The 17,112-nt window shown below is 73.9% G+C and carries 11 protein-coding genes; 1 reads left to right on the top strand and 10 read right to left on the bottom strand.

The features are described from left to right. Nucleotides 1–125: 125 nt before the first annotated feature. The 9 genes from NMK44_RS09970 to NMK44_RS09930 all read right to left on the bottom strand — a co-directional run bounded on the left by NMK44_RS09970 (nt 126) and on the right by NMK44_RS09930 (nt 12,809). Nucleotides 126–1,358, bottom strand: a complete 1,233-nt coding sequence (locus NMK44_RS09970; RefSeq protein ID WP_254740543.1) for a PP2C family protein-serine/threonine phosphatase — start codon at nt 1,356–1,358, stop codon at nt 126–128. 3 nt (nt 1,359–1,361) lie between these two features. Then, a complete protein-coding gene (locus NMK44_RS09965) occupies nt 1,362–3,890 on the bottom strand; it encodes a serine/threonine-protein kinase (RefSeq protein WP_254740541.1) in 2,529 nt (842 codons plus the stop codon). Continuing rightward, nucleotides 3,883–5,214 (bottom strand): coiled-coil domain-containing protein, encoded by a 1,332-nt coding sequence (locus NMK44_RS09960; protein WP_254740539.1) that lies wholly within the window; start codon nt 5,212–5,214, stop codon nt 3,883–3,885. The genes NMK44_RS09965 and NMK44_RS09960 overlap by 8 nt, the downstream gene beginning before the upstream one ends. 90 nt (nt 5,215–5,304) lie before the next feature. After that, entirely contained in the window at nt 5,305–6,345 is a 1,041-nt protein-coding gene (locus NMK44_RS09955; protein WP_254740537.1) for a glutamate ABC transporter substrate-binding protein, read from the bottom strand. Beyond that, nucleotides 6,342–7,718 (bottom strand): GlnX family signal transduction membrane protein, encoded by a 1,377-nt coding sequence (locus NMK44_RS09950; protein ID WP_254740535.1) that lies wholly within the window; start codon nt 7,716–7,718, stop codon nt 6,342–6,344. The genes NMK44_RS09955 and NMK44_RS09950 overlap by 4 nt, the downstream gene beginning before the upstream one ends. A gap of 230 nt (nt 7,719–7,948) precedes the next feature. Continuing rightward, a complete protein-coding gene (locus tag NMK44_RS09945; RefSeq protein WP_254740533.1) occupies nt 7,949–8,971 on the bottom strand; it encodes an N-acetylglucosamine kinase in 1,023 nt (340 codons plus the stop codon). Then, on the bottom strand, nt 8,962–10,224 hold the full coding sequence (locus NMK44_RS09940) for a 6-phospho-beta-glucosidase (protein WP_302887997.1): 1,263 nt from the start codon (nt 10,222–10,224) through the stop codon (nt 8,962–8,964). The genes NMK44_RS09945 and NMK44_RS09940 overlap by 10 nt, the downstream gene beginning before the upstream one ends. Nucleotides 10,225–10,300: 76 nt before the next feature. Then, complete coding sequence (locus NMK44_RS09935) at nt 10,301–11,521, bottom strand: ROK family transcriptional regulator (RefSeq protein ID WP_254740530.1); 1,221 nt, start codon at nt 11,519–11,521, stop codon at nt 10,301–10,303. A 205-nt stretch (nt 11,522–11,726) separates the two neighbouring features. Then, nucleotides 11,727–12,809: a mechanosensitive ion channel family protein gene (locus NMK44_RS09930; RefSeq protein ID WP_254740528.1), complete on the bottom strand. Its 1,083-nt coding sequence runs from the start codon at nt 12,807–12,809 to the stop codon at nt 11,727–11,729. 395 nt (nt 12,810–13,204) lie between these two features. Here NMK44_RS09930 and NMK44_RS09925 point away from each other — a divergent pair, with 395 nt between their 5' ends. Next, entirely contained in the window at nt 13,205–13,741 is a 537-nt protein-coding gene (locus NMK44_RS09925; protein WP_254740526.1) for an HNH endonuclease, read from the top strand. A 75-nt stretch (nt 13,742–13,816) separates the two neighbouring features. Here NMK44_RS09925 and NMK44_RS09920 read toward each other — a convergent pair whose 3' ends face one another. Then, the gene (locus tag NMK44_RS09920; RefSeq protein WP_254740848.1) at nt 13,817–16,813 is read right to left on the bottom strand and encodes a glycoside hydrolase family 84 protein; all 2,997 of its coding nucleotides are present in this window, start codon (nt 16,811–16,813) and stop codon (nt 13,817–13,819) included. Nucleotides 16,814–17,112: the final 299 nt, after the last annotated feature.

Raw genomic sequence — 17,112 nt, 5'->3', positions numbered from 1 at the left:
CCGCGGCGCCATGCGCTCCCCGCGCGACCGCGACGCCCCACGGGACCCCCGCGCGCGCCGACGTGCGCCGTCGCGCCGCGGAGGTCCGTCTCAACCGGCGGGGACCCGCAACCCCCCTCGAGCCGTCAGGCGGATCCTGCCCTCCCCTGCGGAGCGGGGAACGGCACCACCGCCACTGTTACGTTGTCGTGGCCCCCGCCGTCGAGGGCGTGACCCACCAGCACCTGGGCGCTGTGCAGCGGACGGGACCGCGCGTCCGGCGGTACGGCCAGGGCCATCTCCTCCGCCGACTCGGCGTAGTTCCACAGTCCGTCGGTGCACACCACGACCACACCCGGACGGTCCGGTTTGAACGACGCGGTGTGCGGATCCAGTTCATAGGCGTCCGCGCCGAGCCAGCCGGTGATGGCATGGGCCCGCTCGTCCGCGTACGCCTCGGCCTCCGACATCAGCCCGGCGGCCACCATCTGCGCCGCCCAGGAGTCGTCCTCGGTCAGCCGGGCGGCCGGGGTCGTACGGTCGTCCGGCACCCAGTAGGCGCGGCTGTCGCCGATCCAGCCCACCGTGAGGATCCCGGGGGTGACCACCGCGCTGACGATGGTGCACGCCGGAGCGTTCTGATGGCGCTGCAACTGCTCCTCGTGCGCGGCGGACCCGGGCTCCAGGGCCAGGGAGTTGACCGCCTCGGCGGCGGCCACGATCGCCTCGTTCATGGCCTGCTGCGGGTGGGCGCCGCGCGGCAGGGAGGCATGCAGCGACACCTCCGCGGCGTGCGCCGCGGCGGCCGAGGCGTCATCGGGGCGGGTGGCCGAGGAGACGCCGTCGCAGACGACCGCGACCACGGCAGGGGAGCCGTCGGGGAGTGCGGCGGCCGACACCGAGAACGCGTCCTCGTTGCGGTGGTGGCGCAAGCCCCGGTCGCTGGCCGCGGCCACTCCCTCCAGCTCGCGCTCCATGTGGTCGCGCTCACGAGCCTGGGCATGGCCGCAGTGCTCGCAGTAACCGTCCTGGTCGATGGTGCCCTCCTGACACGCCACACACCGGGGGCGGCCCGCGCCGCCGTTCAGCCGGGGATCCGCTCCGCCGCTCGGTCCCTCCGCCGCTCCGGGCGTACCCGGGGCCCCGGACGCCGCCCCGCCGGGCGGACCGGCCGCCGGGGCCGGGGCGGCCAGCGGATAGTCCTCCGGTTCCGGGGTCGCGGAACCGGCCGGGGGAGACCCGGCGGGCGCCGTACCCGGCGGCGGGGCCGCCGCCGTCAGATCGGCGCCGCAGCTATCGCAGTAGCGGTCCCCCGACTGCGGCGGCTCTTCACAGGTCGGGCAGGCTGACAGCTGGGGAAGCTGTGGCATCTGCGACATCGATCACACCCACGTCCTGGGGCGGAGACGGTTGGCCCGTTCCACCAGTTCGATCCTTTCCTCGCCCCGCTGCGCGAGCCTGGCGAGTACCCGGTACGAGCGTTCCAATCCGAAGCGCAGCCCGCGCTCGTCCAGGCTGCTCCCGAGCAGAGGCGGCCCGGTCCGGCCCGGGGTCGCTCCGCTGCTGCCGGACAGTACCCAATCCAGCGCGCCACCGAGGACTTCCGTCCGCAGCCGCTCGCGCCGCACCGCGTCCAGTCCGAACTCGCCCAGCCGCTCGACCTGGAGGGCCGCGGCCGTCAGATCGGCCAGCAGGGCGTCCCGCGGCGGGCGCTGGCGCAGCCGTGCCCGTACCGCGGCGACCCGCGCCGCCGTGTAGTGGATCGACGACTCCGGCACCGACTCCAGGGCGTGCACGGCCCCGGCCCGGTCCCCCGAGCACAGCCGCACCCGGGCCAGCCCGAAGGCGGCGCTCACGAAGCTGGGGTCGGTCGTCCACACCAGCCGGTAGTACTCGGCGGCGTTGTCCAGCTGGCCGAGCACCTCGGCGCAGACCGCGAGCGCCAGCTTGGGCGCGGGCTCCCCCGGGAACGCGTCGTAGACGGCGTCGAAGGAGAGCGCGGCCGTCTCGTGGTCGCCGGTGGCCAGCGCGTGCAGCCCCCGGTACCAGACGATCCGCCAGTCGTCGCTGTACCCGGCCTCCAGGCCGGACAGCGCGGTGCCCGCCTCCTGCGCCTGGCCCAGCTCAAGCTGGGCGCGCACCCGGCGCAGCCGCAGCTCCAGCGAGTCGGCCGGGGCGTTCTGGAGGGCGGCGCTCAGCTCCGCGGGGGCGGCGCTGAGCAGCCCGGCCAGGAAGCCCGCGTTGGCGTCGGCCTGGTCCACCACCGGCACCGGCAGCGCCAGCGCGGTGGCCCGGGTGTCCAGCGGGGCCACCGCGGGCAGCGGCAGGGGCGGCGGCCCCGGCGGCTGGAGGGCCGCCCCGCCCGCGGCGCCCTGGCCGTGGGCCCCCGGGCTCCCCGAGGGCCCGGCATCCGCGGCCCGGCGCCCGGTGTCCCGGGCGCCCAGCACGGACGGCTCCTGGCCCTCCTCGGCGAACAGCGCGGTGTCCACCACCCGTGGTTCGGGGCCGAAGAGCGTGGACAGCGCGGGCCGGGGGCGGCCGGTCTGGAGCGCCACGACCTCCCGCAGCACCCCGGTGAGCTGGTCGGCCATCTCCTGCGCGGAGGCGAACCGGCGGCCCGGATCCGGGTCGGTGGCCCGCACCAGCAGCCGGTAGAACGACTCGTAGCGCCGGAAGACCTCGATGTTCTCGGGGTCGGGCAGGCTGTCCGCGTAGACGTTGGTGTAGCCCTGGAAGTCGAAGGTGAGCACCGCGAGGGTGCGCGCCACCGTGTACAGGTCGGAGGAGACGGACGGACCGGCGTCCGAGATCTCGGGCGCCTGGTAGCCGACGGTGCCGTAGATCGCGCTGTCGTCGTCGTCCATCCGCCGGACCGCGCCCATGTCGATCAGTTTCAACTGGTCCTGCTGCTGTATCGCGTTGTCGACCTTGAAGTCGCAGTAGAGCAGATTGCGGCTGTGCAGATGGCCCAGCGCCTCCAGCGCCTCGATGCCGTACGCGCACGCCTGCTCCACCGGCAGCGGATCCCGGCGGCCGTCCGGGGACCGCCGGTCGTTGGCGATGTCCTTCAGCGACTTGCCGCCCACGTACTCCATGACGATGTAGCCGTCGAGGCTGCCGGTGCGCTGGTCGAGGTGTTCGACGAAGTTGTAGATGCGGACGATGTTCGAGTGCTCGATCTCGGCGAGGAAGCGGCGCTCGGAGACGGCGACCGCGAGCGCGTCCTCATCGCCGGTGTCCAGCAGGCCCTTGAGCACCACCCAGCGGTCGGAGACGGCGCGGTCTATGGCCAGGTAGATCCAGCCCAGACCGCCGTGCGCCAGACAGCCCGCCACCTCGTACTGCCCGTGGACCACATCGCCGGGGCGCAGCTTCGGGACGAACGAGTACGGATGGCCGCACTTGGTGCAGAACCCCTCGGTGCGGCCGGAACGGTCGCCACGGGACCGGCCCACCGGCGCCCCGCAGTCCCCGCGGCTGCAGAACCGCTTGCGCTCCGGCACCTCTGGGTCGGCCAGCACCGCCGTCCGCGGATCGGGGCGCGGCACCTCCGGAACGCTGACCAGGCCCGCGCCCAGGGCGTTCCGCCCGGAGGCGGAGGAGGTGGAACGGGAGCTGCGCACCGAGACCGAACGCCCCGAGGACCCGCCCGACAGCGAGGAACGCAGCCGCCCGGAGACCGAGCGCCGGGACGAGGAGGAGCGCGCCGACCGTGAGGGGCGCGAGGACCTGGTCGAGGGCGCGGAGCCGCCGCGGCCCCCGGCCGCCACCCCGGTGGGCGGTGAACTCACCAGGCCGTCCCGGGAGACGACCGGAGCCATCCCGCAGGTGTCGCAGTACAGCTCGCCGCCGCCCACGTCCTCGTACGCACCGCCACATTCGCGCCGCTGGCAGCTGACCGCCTCACTCATGCCGTGCCCCCTGGGTGCCGTGATCGGTGGGACCCGCCTGACGGGGTACGAGGGCGTCGGCCGCGGCCCGCTGATAGCGCAGCACCGCCTGCTCGGCCACCCGCAGATCGCAGGGAGCGCTCCACAGCATCCGGCGCGCCGCGTCGTACCGCTCGATCAGCAGCGGGTCCTCCGCCATACCGTGCCGGGCGACCTTCGCCTTGTACGCGTCGAGCCGGCCGCGCAGCTCGGCGCGGACCGCGAGCGGCGCGGTCACCGCCGTCAGGGACTCCCGGGCCCGCAGCAGCTCGTCATCGGCCCGCTGCTCCAGGCTCTCCAGCAGCGGCGAGAGCCGGTGCCACTGGGCGCGCCTGCGGTAGTCGGCCGCGGCAACGAGCTGTTCGTGCAGCGCGGTGGGCGGGCCGCTGACCGCGGGTACCTCGGATGCCGCGATCTTCGCCAGCACCTCACCGCGCGCCTGCCGGGCCTCGGCCAGGGTGCGGTCGGCGCGGGAGAGCACATCGCGCAGCCGCATCAGCCGCCGCTCGGCGTCCTGCCGCACATCCAGCACCGCTTCGATCTCGCGCCGTACGTCCTCCAGGGCGCGGGCCGCCCGGTCGTAGCGCTCGGTGTCCGGGGACCCGCCCCCCGGCGCGGAACTGCCGCTCTTGCGCGGCTTCCAGAACGCCAGCGGATCGGAGACCACTTCGGCGCGGAGCGCGGTCAGCTCGGTGGTGATCCGCTCCAGATCGTCGCCCGACGGGTGCTCCCCGGGGCGCACCCCCACCGAATGCGCCAGGGAGCGGGTGCGGTGCAGTTCGGCGGCGAGCATGTCGATCCGGGCGGGCAGCGCGGACCAGACGGCGTCCGCGGTGACGATGACGTCCAGCGCCTCCGCGTACCAGCGGTTCATCCGGTCCACCAGCCGGTCCAGGCTCAACTGCTCGCTCAGCAGCGGTGAACCGGTGAGGGTGGCGCTGCTGGGCAGGGTGATCCCCGCACCGCGCAGCAGCTCGGTGAGGTCGGTCAACTCGCCCGGGGTGGGCCAGCGGTGGCGGGCCCGCAGCTCCCGCGCGTGCCGGAGGGTGTCGGTGTACGCGTCGAAATAGCTCCACAGCAGGGAGACGGCCTGTTCGGTGGTGCCCCACCGCTCCTTGGTGACGCCGGTCAGCTCGGCGCCCTCCAGGAGTCTTCTGCCCGCGTGGTCCTGGAGGGCGAGCAGCGAGGACTCGATCGCCTCGTGTTCGGCGGTGAGCTTCGCCAGCGCGCGGTCCACCTCCTCGCGGCCCATGGCCGGCCCGTCGGGTGTCCCCGCTGCGCCGGGGAAGGGTCCCGGGACCCCCATCGATCACCTCTCCATGTCCGTATCCGCCGTGTGATCCGTTACTGCGTCATCCCTACGCGTGCGAGCCGGGCGCTAATCCTTACCGGTCCGTCAGTCCTTGTAGACGGGATCCGGCGGGGCCGGTTTCTCCTGCGCCCCGCCGAAGTCCTCCGCGAGCCACTTGCGGTACGCGCGCATCCAGGGGCTGTCGTCACCGCCCTTGCGGTAGTCCGCCAGCACCTTGTTGACCCGGCGTACCAGGTCCTCGTCGTCCTTGTTCATCGCCACGCCGTACAGCTCGTCGGTGAATCGGGAACCGACCAGCTTGACGGAGGGGTCCTGGGCGGCCTGGCCGGCCGCCAGCGCATTGTCCGTGATCACCGCGTCCACCTGGCCCAGTTGCAGCCTGACCAGGCAATCGAGCTGATTGGGAACGGGTTTGACCTTGATCGCGCCCAGCTTCTCGGCACCGGACCCCGGTCTGTCCAGCTCGGCCTCGGCGGTGGAGCCCTGGGCCGTGCACACCTTCTTGCCGCGCAGGGTGCGGTTGTAGCCGGTGATGGACGAGCCCTCGCCGACCAGCACCTGCTGACCGGCCTGGAAGTAGGCGGTGGAGAACGCCACGTCCTTGATCCGGTCGCAGTTGACGGTCATGGTGCGGACCACCACGTCCACCTTGCCCTGCTGGAGGGCCTTGATGCGCTGACTGGTGGGGATGGTGCGGTAGATGACCGCGTCGGGATCGCCGAAGATGTCCTCGGCGATGGCGCGCACGATGTCGATGTCGAATCCGGTGAGGTCGCCGGTGGCCGGATCGCGGTAGCCCCAGCGATAGCTGTTCTGGTCGACGCCCGCGATCAGCTTGCCGACCTTGTGGCCGTTGATCTCACGGTTCTTGATCCGCTTGATGGCCGGACCGCTCGCGCCGGACGGCCGCAGACTCGCTTCCGGCTTCTTGCAACTGTCCGCCGCGGCCTCGTGCCCGGCGCGCAGCGCCTGCGCACGCCGGTCCGCGGCCCCGCTCCGGCCGCCGTCTCCCTTCCCGTCCACCAGGGCGGGCCCGACGATCGCCGTGGCCACCCCCAGAACGCACACCGCCACCGCGGCGGCCGATCGCACCGAGCGCATGCTGATGCCCCCCATCGCCCTCATCGGTACTCCGACAGTCTGCGGCCGATGCCCAGCACCGCGCCCACGGCTCCCAGCACCGCCAGCGCCGCGGCCCCGGCGGTCAGCGCGGTGAACGCGCCCCGCCCGTCGTCGGCCGCCCGCTGGAACTCGCGCTGTTCGTGGTCGACGGCCTCGGCCAGCAGAGTGTCCACGGTGTCGAAGGACCGGCCGGTGCTGTCGTCGCCGCCGATGACCTGCTTCAGCGCCTCGCCGTAGTCCCCCGCGTCATCGGCGCTGCGGGCGGACCGGTGCCGCTGCTGCCACTCCCGGACCGCCGAGGCGGCGCTGTCCACCGGATCGCGCCCCGCGCTGTCGTCCGCGGCCTCCCGCGCGCCGCGCAGATGCCCGGCCAGACTCGTCATCCGGGAGCCGTAGCTGACCTCGTAGGCGTCCTTGCCCTTGTCGGGACCTTCCTTGTCGATGACGACCGCGCCCCGCGCGACCAGCGTCAGATTCTCGTCGGCACGGGCCCGGAGGGCGTCGATCCGCGCCGCGTTGAGCACCTGGAGGGACCTCGCCCCGTGCTCATGGGAGTCGTTCAGCTCGGCGCGGGCGATCGCGTGCCCGGCCACCGTCCACAGCAGCACCACCGTGGTGGCCGCGGTGGCGGCCAGCAGACCGTGGTTGAACACCCGGTTGGTCCGGCGGTAGTTACGGCGCTGGGCCCAGCCCAGGGCGCCCAGCGCGACCACCCCGGCGCCCAGTGCCGCCCAGGGCCACGCCTTGGCGTCCGCGTAGTCCTCCCCGAGGCGGGCCGTCTCCGCCTCGTAGAGCCGGCTCGCCGCGGGGAGCAGCCCGCCGCGCATGGTGTCGTTGGCGTAGCGCAGATACGCGCCGCCCAGAGGCAGCCCCTGGCGGTTGTTGGCGCGCGCGGACTCCACCAGGCCCGTGTAGACCGGCAGCAGCCGGTTGATGGTGCGTATCTCCTCCCGGGCGGAGGCCGCGCCGTCGGTGGTGGCCGCGGCCCGCACCAACAGCCGGGAGGCGGTGTCGATGTCCTTCTCGTACCGCTCACGGACCCCGGCGGGCTCCTCCTTGCCCGCCAGGAAGCCGCTGGCCGCCGTGGTGTCGGCATCGGCCAGCGAGCGGTAGATCCGGGCGGCGTCCGCGCTCAGCGGCTGGCTGCGGCCGGCCACCGCGTCCGCCGCCGACTGGCGGTCCGCCACCTGCCAGGCCGTCACCGCCCCGAACGCCACCACCAGCACGGCCAGCACCGCCCCGATGATGCGCAGCCGCCCCGGCTCGGTCGTGGCCGCCGCCCGCGCCCGGTCGACGCCCTCGCGCCACGCGGTGCGCGGCGGAGCCGCGGGCGCGGGCGGCGGTACGGCTCTGCCGGTGGTCGGCGGGTGTGACACAAGACCTCCCCCTCGGTCCGGATCCCCTCGGTCGCTCTCGCAGGACGTCCCCCGCGGCATGGCAAGGGACGGCTACCCCGGCAGCAGTATGACCGCGGGTCGTGACCGGGTCACCGGTCTTGCCTGGATCTTGCTCGGATCGGGATCTTCCCGGTGCGATCGCTCATTCCCCCCTCTCTCTTTCTTACGTCCGGAACGGCCACGCGGTTCCACTCTTCCCGGCCGAACCGTCAGCCACGGGCGTATTGCGTCCGCAACCGGGCGTACGCCCCCGCGGGCGCCCCCATACGGTCCAGACCGAGCAGCGCGGCGCCCAGCACCGGCGGCGCGGTGATGACGCGCGGTTCGGCCTCGGGGGCGCGTTCGGCGAGGAGTTCGCGGATCCGGCCGTCCAGCAGCGGATGGCGGGCGGCCAGCACCCCGCCGCCCAGGATCAACGGGGTCGGCTCGGCCAGCAGATCGAGCCGGGTCAGCACGACCGTGGCCAGGGTGACCACCTCCTCGGCCTGCCGGACCACGATCGCGCGCGCCACCGGATCGCCGGACGCGGCCACCGCGAACAGCACCGGCGTCAACTCCAGCCGCCGGGCTGCCGGGATCGTGCCCAGATGCAGTGCCTCGATCAGCTCGTACATCGTGGTCAGCCCGAAGTGCGCGGGCAGGGCGCGGGCCAGTGCGGTCCCCTCGCCCCGGCCGTCCTCCGCCCGCGCCGCCCACCACAGGGCCTCCTCGGCCAGGAACCCCCCACCGCCCCAGTCACCGGAGATCCGGCCGACGGCCGGGAAACGGGCGGTCCGGCCGCCGTGGCCGAGCCCCGCGCCGTTGATGCCCGCACCGCACACCACGGCCACCCCGGCCGGCTCACCGGCGTCCGCCACCCCTGCCCGCAGCAGCGCGAAGGTGTCGTTGGCCACGGTGACCCCGGCGGCCCAGCGGCGGGCGGTCAGCGCGTCGGTCAACTCCTCCTCCTCGGCGGGCAGATCCGCGTTGGCCAGACAGGCCGAGACATGGCCGATCCGCGCCGGGCCCGGGCCGCCCACCGCCAGACACGCCCGCTCCACCAGCGGCGTCAGCGCGTCCACCGCACGCCAAGCGCCCACCACCGGTGGCCGGAACCCGCCGCCGCGGGCCGTCCCCAGAACCGAACCGTCCAGGGCCACCAGCGCGACATCGGTCTTGCTGTTGCCCGCGTCGACCGCCAGCACCGCCCGGCCCGCCGCGACCGGAGGGGGTACGGACCGGGTCAGATCCACGCCAGGTGCTCCCGGTTGTGCGCGATCAGGTCGTCGGTCAGCTTCTCGGCGTACTCGAGCTGGCCGATGAGCGGATGGGCGAGCAGCGCCCGGAAGATCCGCTCCCGTCCGCCCTTCAGCGCCGCCTCCAGCGCCAGGTCCTCGTACGCCGTCACCTGGGCCACCAGCCCGGCGAACAGCGGCTCCAAGGGGCGCAACGGCAGTGGTCGCGCGCCCCGCGCGTCCACCGTGGCCGGGACCTCGATCACCGCGTCATCGGGGAGGAAGGGCAGGGTGCCGCCGTTGAACGTATTGACGATCCGCACCTCACCGGTGTCCCGCAGCAGTGCGGAGGTCAGCTCGACCGCCGCCTCCGAATAGAAGGCCCCGCCGCGTCTGCCGAGCAGTTCGGGTTTGTGGTCCAGCGCCGGATCGCCGTACATCGCCAGCAGTTCCCGCTCGATCGCCGCGACCTCCGCCGCCCGGGACGGCCGGGTCCGCTGCTCCCGCACCACCGCGTCGTGCTGGTAGAAGTAGCGCAGGTAGTAGGAGGGGACGACACCGAGCCGGTCCAGCAGCGCACGTGGCATCCGCAGGTCCGCGGCCACCGCGTCACCGTGCCCGGCGAGCAGTTGAGGCAGTACGTCCTCGCCGTCCGGACCGCCGATCCGCACCGCGCGCTCCCAGGTGAGGTGGTTGAGCCCCACGTGCTCCAGCCACACCTCGCCGGGCGCCACGCCCAGCAGCGCGGCGAACTTCCGCTGGAAGCCGATGGCCACATTGCACAGCCCGACCGTCCGGTGCCCGGCCGACAGCAAGGCCCGGGTGACGATCCCCACCGGATTGGTGAAGTCCACCAGCCAGGCGCGGGGGTTGCGGGCGCGCACCCGCTCGGCGATGTCCAGCACCACCGGGACCGTGCGCAGCGCCTTGGCCAGCCCGCCCGCCCCGGTGGTCTCCTGGCCGACACAGCCGCACTCCAGGGGCCAGGTCTCGTCCTGGTCGCGCGTGGCCTGTCCGCCGACCCGCAGTTGCAGCAGCACCGCGTCCGCCCCGTCCACGCCCGCGTCCAGATCGGCGGTCCAGGAGATCCGGCCGGGGTGGCCCTGGCGGGCGAAGATCCGGCGGGACACCCCGCCGACCAGCTCCAGCCGGTCCGCGGCCGGATCGATCAGGACCAGTTCCGCCAGCGGGAGCAGCTCCCGCAACCGGGCGAAGCCGTCCACGAGTTCGGGGGTGTAGGTGGATCCGCCACCCACCACTGCGAGCTTCAACCCTTGACTCCTGTCCGTGTGGCGCCTTCGGCGAAGGCTTTCCGGGCGACGAAGAAGATGACGGGGACGGGGAGGTTCAGACGTCGAAGCGGGCGGTGTCGAACACCGTGCGGCGGGCGTCGGTCAGGGCCTGGCGCAGGGCGCCGAGGAGGATCGGATCGCCGTCGAGCGCGCTGATCCGTATCTCCGGCCGGGGCAGCGCCAGTCCGGTCAGCGCGGCCTCCACCAGCTCCCGCAGGCGCTCCCCTCCGGCCTGCGCGATCCCGCCGGACAGGACGACCAGTTCGGGGTCGACCACCGCGATGACGGAGGCGAGCCCGGTGGCCAGCCGGCCCGCCAGTTCGGTGAGGACCGCGTCGCCCGCGCCGGGTGTGTGTGCCACCGCGGCCAGCGCCTTCGCCGCGGTGGGCGCCTCGATGCCGTGCTCCTGTGCCAGCCGCAGCACGGCGGGTGAGCCGACGAGCTGCTGGAACCCCCCGCCCGCGTCCGGCCGGGCGGCGTCGTCCTGGCCGCCGCGGGCGAGCGGCGCCCCCGGCAGCGGCATATAGCCGATCTCCCCGGCCCCGCCGGTGGCCCCGCGCAGCGGGGTGCCGCCGAGCACGATGGCCGCGCCGACCCCCTCGTCGGCCCAGACCAGCACGAAGTCGTCGAAGTCCTGGGCGGTGCCGTGGTGTTGTTCGGCGACGGCCGCGAGATTGACGTCGTTCTCGATGACGACCGGGGAGCCCAGGGCCCCGGCCAGGTCCTCCCGCAGGGTGCGGGACTGCCAGCCGGGCAGATGGGGTGCGTAGCGCAGGGTGCCGGTGCGCGGGTCGAGGGCGCCGGGGGTGCCGATCACGGTGGAGCACACCGCACCGGGCGCCAGCCCGGCGGCGGCCAGCGCCCCGTGCACGGCCTCGGTCACCAGCCCGGCGGTACGGGTACGGAGCGCCGGGTCCCCCGCGGGGGCGGCCACCCGGTGCTCGCCGACGGTCCGGCCGGTGATGTCGGCGACGGCGGCGGTGATGCCCGTCCGGTCCACGGCGACCGCGGCGACATGGGCGGCGGCCGGATCGATCTCGTACAGCCGGGCGCTGGGGCCCGGCCGTCCGGTCACATTGCCGGTCGTCCGGACCAGACCGGCGGACTCCAGCCGGGCGAGCAGCTGGGAGGCGGTGGGCTTGGACAGCCCGGTCAGCTCCCCGAGCCGGGTGCGGGTGAGCGGTCCGTGCGCGGCCAGCAGCTCCAGCGCGGCCCGGTCGTTCATGGCGCGCAGCACGCGCGGGGTACCGGGTGTGCTGCCGGGCGGTGCGGCCATGGCGGTGTGCCCCAGTTCCGCGCGGCGCGGAGGGTCGCGTCGCTCTGTTAGGAAACTTTCCTATCGATGAACGTAGGCGCCGCACCCCGTGGCGTCAACGGGGGCGGCGGGCCGGGGCCGCCGTGTCCCGGAAACGAGAGACGCCCCCGTCCCCTTCAGCGGGGGCGGGAGCGTCGTCGTACCGGGCGGGCACAGGCCCGCCGCGTCACTTCTGAACGGGCGGCGGGACGGCCGCCGGGGCGGGCGGCGGAATCGCGCTGGCCGCCTGGGACTGCGGGGAGTCGGGGTTGCCCAGGACCGAGGGTGCGTTCACACCCGCCGAGGTGTCGGCGGACGCCGCGTCCAGCGCGGCCTCCGGGGGGCGGCCCACCAGCGGGATCCCCGCCTCCTCCAGCGCCTTCTTGATCCGCCAGCGCAGTTCGCGCTCGACGCCCAGCGACTTGCCCGGCATGGTGCGCGCCGAGACCCGCACCACCATGGAGTCCAGATAGACCGCGTCCAGACCCAGCACCTCGACCGGCTCCCAGAGCCGCTCGTTCCAGGGCTCCTCCTTGGCCATGTCCACGCCGACCTGGGTGATCACCTCGCGGACCCGGTCCAGGTTCTCGTCGGCCCGCACCTGGACGTCGACGTTCGCGGTCGCCCAGCCCTGGCTGAGGTTGCCGATCCGCTTCACCTCGCCGTTGCGCACGTACCAGATCTCGCCGTTGTCACCGCGCAGCTTGGTGACGCGCAGCCCGACCTCGATCACCTCACCGGAGGCGACCCCGGCGTCGATGGAGTCGCCCACGCCGTACTGGTCCTCCAGGATCATGAAGACCCCGGAGAGAAAGTCGGTGACCAGGTTGCGGGCGCCGAAACCGATCGCCACACCGGCCACACCGGCGCTGGCGAGCAGCGGTGCGAGATTGATCTTCAAGGCGGAGAGGATCATCAGCCCGGCGGAGCCCATGATCATGAACGAGGCGACCGAGCGCAGCACCGAGCCGATCGCCGCGGACCGCTGCCGCCGCCGCTCCACATTGACCAGCAGTCCGCCGAGTGCGGTGCCGTCGACCGCCTGGACGGTGCGGTTCATCCGGTCTATCAGCTTGGTGATGGCACGCCGGACGAGGGAGCGGGCCACGAACGCGATCACCAGGATCAGGGCGATGCGCAGTCCGACGCTGAGCCAGGTGGACCAGTTCTCCTCGACCCACCCCGCGGCGTTGGTGGCGCTCTCCTGTGCGTCGTCGATGGTCGTCGGACGAGGCGTCGAGTCAGCGGCCAGAGCAGCGGACCAGAACACAGCAGAAACCCTTCGTGTGCGACATGCCCGCACGATTCACCCGCGCGCGCAACCCCTCACACAGTAGCCGGGCGCAGGAAGGTGCCGTTCCTCTGTTCGAGAGCGCGCGAGCGCGTCCAGGGGGCGCTCATGAGCGGACGGAACCGGCCTCAGCTCCCCGTTTCCCCCGGATTCCGCCACCCGGCGGGGACGGCCGCGGCACGGTCCCCGGAACCCGTGATTCTTGCCACTCCCGCCCGATGGCGGCGCAGTGTGCGAACGGTGTGCGGTGCGGACGCGGAAATGCCTCTCAACCGTTAACCCGGTGATAGTGGCGTTCCGGCCAGGGTTCAGGGGAAACTGGGGGAGATCGTCCCGGCGCGAGCCACGCGCCGCCGGCGTACAAGGAGGCATCCGTGCCGCATGTCCTGGTCCTCAACGCGTCGTACGAGCCGCTCGGCGTCGTACCGCTCCGCCGCGCGCTCATTCTCGTCCTCAACGACAAGGCCGTCAGCCTCGAGGACTCAGGCGCCCTGATGCACAGCGCGACCCGGGTCATACCCGCTCCCAGCGTCGTCCGGCTGAAGCGCTTTGTGAGGGTGCCCTTTCGCGGCCCCGTCCCGCTCACCCGCCGTGCCCTGTTCGCCCGTGACGGCGGCAGGTGCGCCTACTGCGGTGGTATCGCCACCAGCGTCGATCACGTCATTCCGCGCAGCCGGGGCGGCCAGCACACCTGGGAGAACGTGGTCGCCGCCTGCCGCCGCTGCAATCACGTCAAGGCCGACCGCCATGTCGCCGAGATCGGCTGGCGGCTGCGCCATCAGCCCGCGCCACCGTCCGGGCTGGCCTGGCGCATCATCGGCACCGGGCATAGGGACCCGCGCTGGCTGCCATACCTGCAGGCATACGGCGCGGAAGACGCCATGGCCCGGATCGACGGCAAATCAGCCTGAGACCGGGCCATCGTCATGTCTGCCCGCCGCGGGCTCCGCGGCGGGCAGCCGGCCGTCCGCGAGTCTCTTCGCGGGTCACCGCTCCCGGCGGTCGTGCACGGCGTAGGCCGACACCGACCAGAGCGAGTAGCCGAAGCGGGTCGCCCGCTCCACGCCCTGGATCCGGATGAACCGGGTGTCCGGGGCGTCCATCCGGACCGCCTCCCGTCCCCCCTTGCCGTGATCCACCGCGGCCGCCGTACGCCAGGTGCGCCCGTCCTTGGAGACCTGGATCCGGTAGCGCGCGGCGTAGGCGTCCTGCCAGCGCAGTTCGAGCCGCCCCAGCCGGGTCGGACGGGCCAGCTCCAGCTGGAGCCAGGCGCCGTCCTCCGCCGGGGAGGACCAGCGGGTGTCCGCCTTGCCGTCCACGGCGGCGGAGGCCGGGAAGTCAGGGGTCTCATCGGCCGAGGAGGACGCCTTGGTGCCGTCCGCACGGGCCAGGTCCGGGCCGCCGGTGCGCGGGAAGGCTCGTACGGTCAGCGTCCGCTGCTGCGAGCCGAACCGGACCGGCACGGTGTAGCTGCCCGCCTTGGTGCCCTTGGCGACGGATATCTCCAGCCGGGCCGTGGCCGTACCGCCGCGCTGTGCCGTCACCCCCTCGGGCGCCCGGACGGTGATCCCGCGTGGGGGCCGGAGGGTGAGATCACCGCTGACGTCACCGGGGCGCTGCGAGGTGAGCTCGGCGTGGACCACCGTGGACCGGCCGCCGATCTCCGCGTCCGCCACCGTGTGGGACAGCCCCAGCTTCACCGCCGGGGTGTCGGCGAACCAGGGGGTGAGCTCGTGGACGTCCGGGGCGGTGGTGCCCTCCGCCCAGGTCAGCCGGAGCGCGTCCGCCCGGACGCCTTTGCCCGCGACCTGGGTGGCGCCGCCGCGGGACAGCGCGCCCAGCTTCCGCCAGCCCTCGCCCGGGACATGGGCCTCGACCGTGCCCGGTGAGCGGCCCGTCACCGGGGTGGTGAGCGCGGAGACGGAGGCCAGGGGGCGGGTGCGGTCGAAGCGCACGGTCACCGGACGGCCCGGGGCCCGCACCGCGGTGGTCACCTTGCCGTCGGCCGCCGCGCGGTCGCCACCGGAGGCGCGCAGCCCCCGCGCACCGGCCCGGTCCAGGCCCAGCCAGGCGTCCGCGCGGGTGACGGCCTTGGTCAGGAAGGGGTCCAGAACGCCCTTGCCCACCGTCACCCGGCTGTCCGCGATCTTCTCGCGCAGCCCGTCCAGCGCCCGCCGGTCCTGCCAGGCCGCCCCGCCGTCGCCGCGTGCCTGGGCGGTGAGCATGTCCACGGCGCGCACCCCGGCGTCGCCGTACCGCCCGAGCTGGTCCAGCCAGGGGCGGACGTCCTCGCCCAGCTTTCCCGCCAGCCGCTCGGGGGCGTCGCGCATGGTGCGGAAGGCGTCGCGCAGCCGGTCCGAGGCCCGCTCCAGCCGTGCCGCGTCGGTGTCGCCGAGCGCCGACCAGAACGCCGAGATCAACGGGCGCAGATAGGCCGACTCCTGGCCGCCGAGCACCGAGGAGGCGTCGTTCCCGGCGAAGGCGCGCAGTGCGGCGCGGCTCTTCGCGTCCGGTCCGGCCAGATCGTCGATGGCCGCGCCCCAGGACTCCGCGGGGCGGTAGCCGCGCGGGTTCCAGGCGAAGTCCGCCGCGGTGAACAGCGGGATCCGGGAGGCGGTCGGCTGCTCCATGGCGTTGGCCAGCAGCCCCGCGGACCGGGCGGCCACCGCCGGGTCCCGGCCGGTGTACGGACCGAGGAAGACGCGGTCCTGCGCGTAGTCGTTGACCGGGTAGTTGTCCATGGTCATCAGCCGGTGGCCGAACGCCGACCGGGCCCCGGCCAGTTGACCGCCGGTGATGGTCTCCGGCACCACCCCGACCCCGGTCCAGGCCACCTCGACGCGCTCGTCGAGACCGGAGGCCAGCGCCCGCCGGAACGCGGTGTCGCCGTCCTGGTAGTACTCGGTGGGCATCAGCGAGAGCGGCACGGAACCCGGGTGGCGCGAGGCCAGGTGCCGGGCGACCGCGTTGGCCACCGTGGCCTGTGCCTCCGCGGCCGCCCGCGGGCCCGAGCCGAAGGTGTCGGAGTCCTTGCCGCAGTGCCATTCGCTGTAGCTGACGTCCTGGAACTGGAGCTGGAAGGCGCGCACCCCCAGCGCCCACATCGCGTCGACCTTGCGCAGCAGCGCCTTGACGTCGTCGGGGGAGGCGAAGCACATCTGCTGGCCGGGGGAGACCGCCCAGCCCAGGGTGACGTGGTTGGCGCGGGCCCGGGTGGCCAGCTCGCGGAACTCCTCGCGCTGGGCGGCCGGATAGGGGTCGCGCCAGCGGGACTGCCGGTAGGGGTCGTCGCCGGGTGCGTAGAGAAAGCGGTTCTGCTTGGTACGGCCCATGAAGTCGAGCTGGGCCAGCCGGTCGGCCCGGGACCAGGGGGAGCCGAAGAAGCCCTCGGTGGTGCCGCGTACGGCCGTGCCCGGCCAGTCGCGGACGGTCACCCCGGCGAACGCCTTCCCGTCCTTCCCGTCCTTGCCGCGGCGCTCGGTGAGGAGCTGGCGCAGGGTCTGCACGGCGTGGAAGAGCCCGTCCGGGCCGACGCCGGACAGCGCGGCGGTGGGCCGTCCGTCCACCGCACCGGTGGCCAGCAGATAGCCGCCGGAGGGGAGGTCGCCGCGCTCGGGCGCGCGCAGGGCCCGCAGCGCGGACCGCGCGCCCCGGCCGTCGGCGTGCACCACCAGACCGCGCCCGGGGGCGTGGCCGCCCGGTGTGACCTCGTAGACCGTCCGCACCCCGGCGTCGTGGAGCAGGGCGCGCAGCGCGTCCAGTGCGTAGGGGTCGGCGTCGCCGTCGGCTATGAGGGTGGCCTCGTCCCCCACCGGGACCGCCTCGCCCTGGGCGTGCAGCGACTGGGGGCGCGGCCAGACCGGGGGCACCCCGCCGTCGCTGTCGCGGTCCGGGGTGGAGGTCGCCGGTTCGCCGTGGTCCACGGGGGCCGCGCCCGCGGCCGGTGCGCCGCCGAGGAGACCGCCGATGACCGCGGCCGCCATGGCCGTCGCCCCGGCCGCCCTCGGAACCCTGGGCCGCTTCCCCCCGAACTGCACCGGCTTCTCCCTGATCCGATAGACGGCCTTCGCCGAACGTCGCGCATGCCGCCAGTGAGCGATGAGCCCACCACCGCGCCGGTGAGGGTGTCAACGCGGGCGACCGAACTGTCGCCAATGCCGTGTCCGGTACGGGACGCCCCCTCCGGGCGCGCCGCCGCACCGCCCGCGACACACCGTGGGGCACGCCCCCGCAAGTCTGACGGACGAGGGGCGGTCCTGTTCGTAAACTCTGTGTCCCCGAT

This window comes from Streptomyces cucumeris (assembly GCF_024295805.1).
Taxonomy (GTDB): domain Bacteria; phylum Actinomycetota; class Actinomycetes; order Streptomycetales; family Streptomycetaceae; genus Streptomyces; species Streptomyces cucumeris.
Note: the sequence above shows the minus strand (reverse complement) of the source record. Positions and strands in the feature narration are given on the sequence as shown.

Excerpts from the sequence above, each read along its gene's own strand:
- NMK44_RS09955 (WP_254740537.1), bottom strand. The coding sequence starts at position 6,345 with ATGAGGGCGATGGGGGGCATCAGCATGCGCTCGGTGCGATCGGCCGCC.
- NMK44_RS09920 (WP_254740848.1), bottom strand. The coding sequence starts at position 16,813 with ATGGCGGCCGCGGTCATCGGCGGTCTCCTCGGCGGCGCACCGGCCGCG.
- NMK44_RS09960 (WP_254740539.1), bottom strand. The coding sequence starts at position 5,214 with ATGGGGGTCCCGGGACCCTTCCCCGGCGCAGCGGGGACACCCGACGGG.
- NMK44_RS09935 (WP_254740530.1), bottom strand. The coding sequence starts at position 11,521 with ATGGCCGCACCGCCCGGCAGCACACCCGGTACCCCGCGCGTGCTGCGC.
- NMK44_RS09970 (WP_254740543.1), bottom strand. The coding sequence starts at position 1,358 with ATGTCGCAGATGCCACAGCTTCCCCAGCTGTCAGCCTGCCCGACCTGT.
- NMK44_RS09965 (WP_254740541.1), bottom strand. The coding sequence starts at position 3,890 with ATGAGTGAGGCGGTCAGCTGCCAGCGGCGCGAATGTGGCGGTGCGTAC.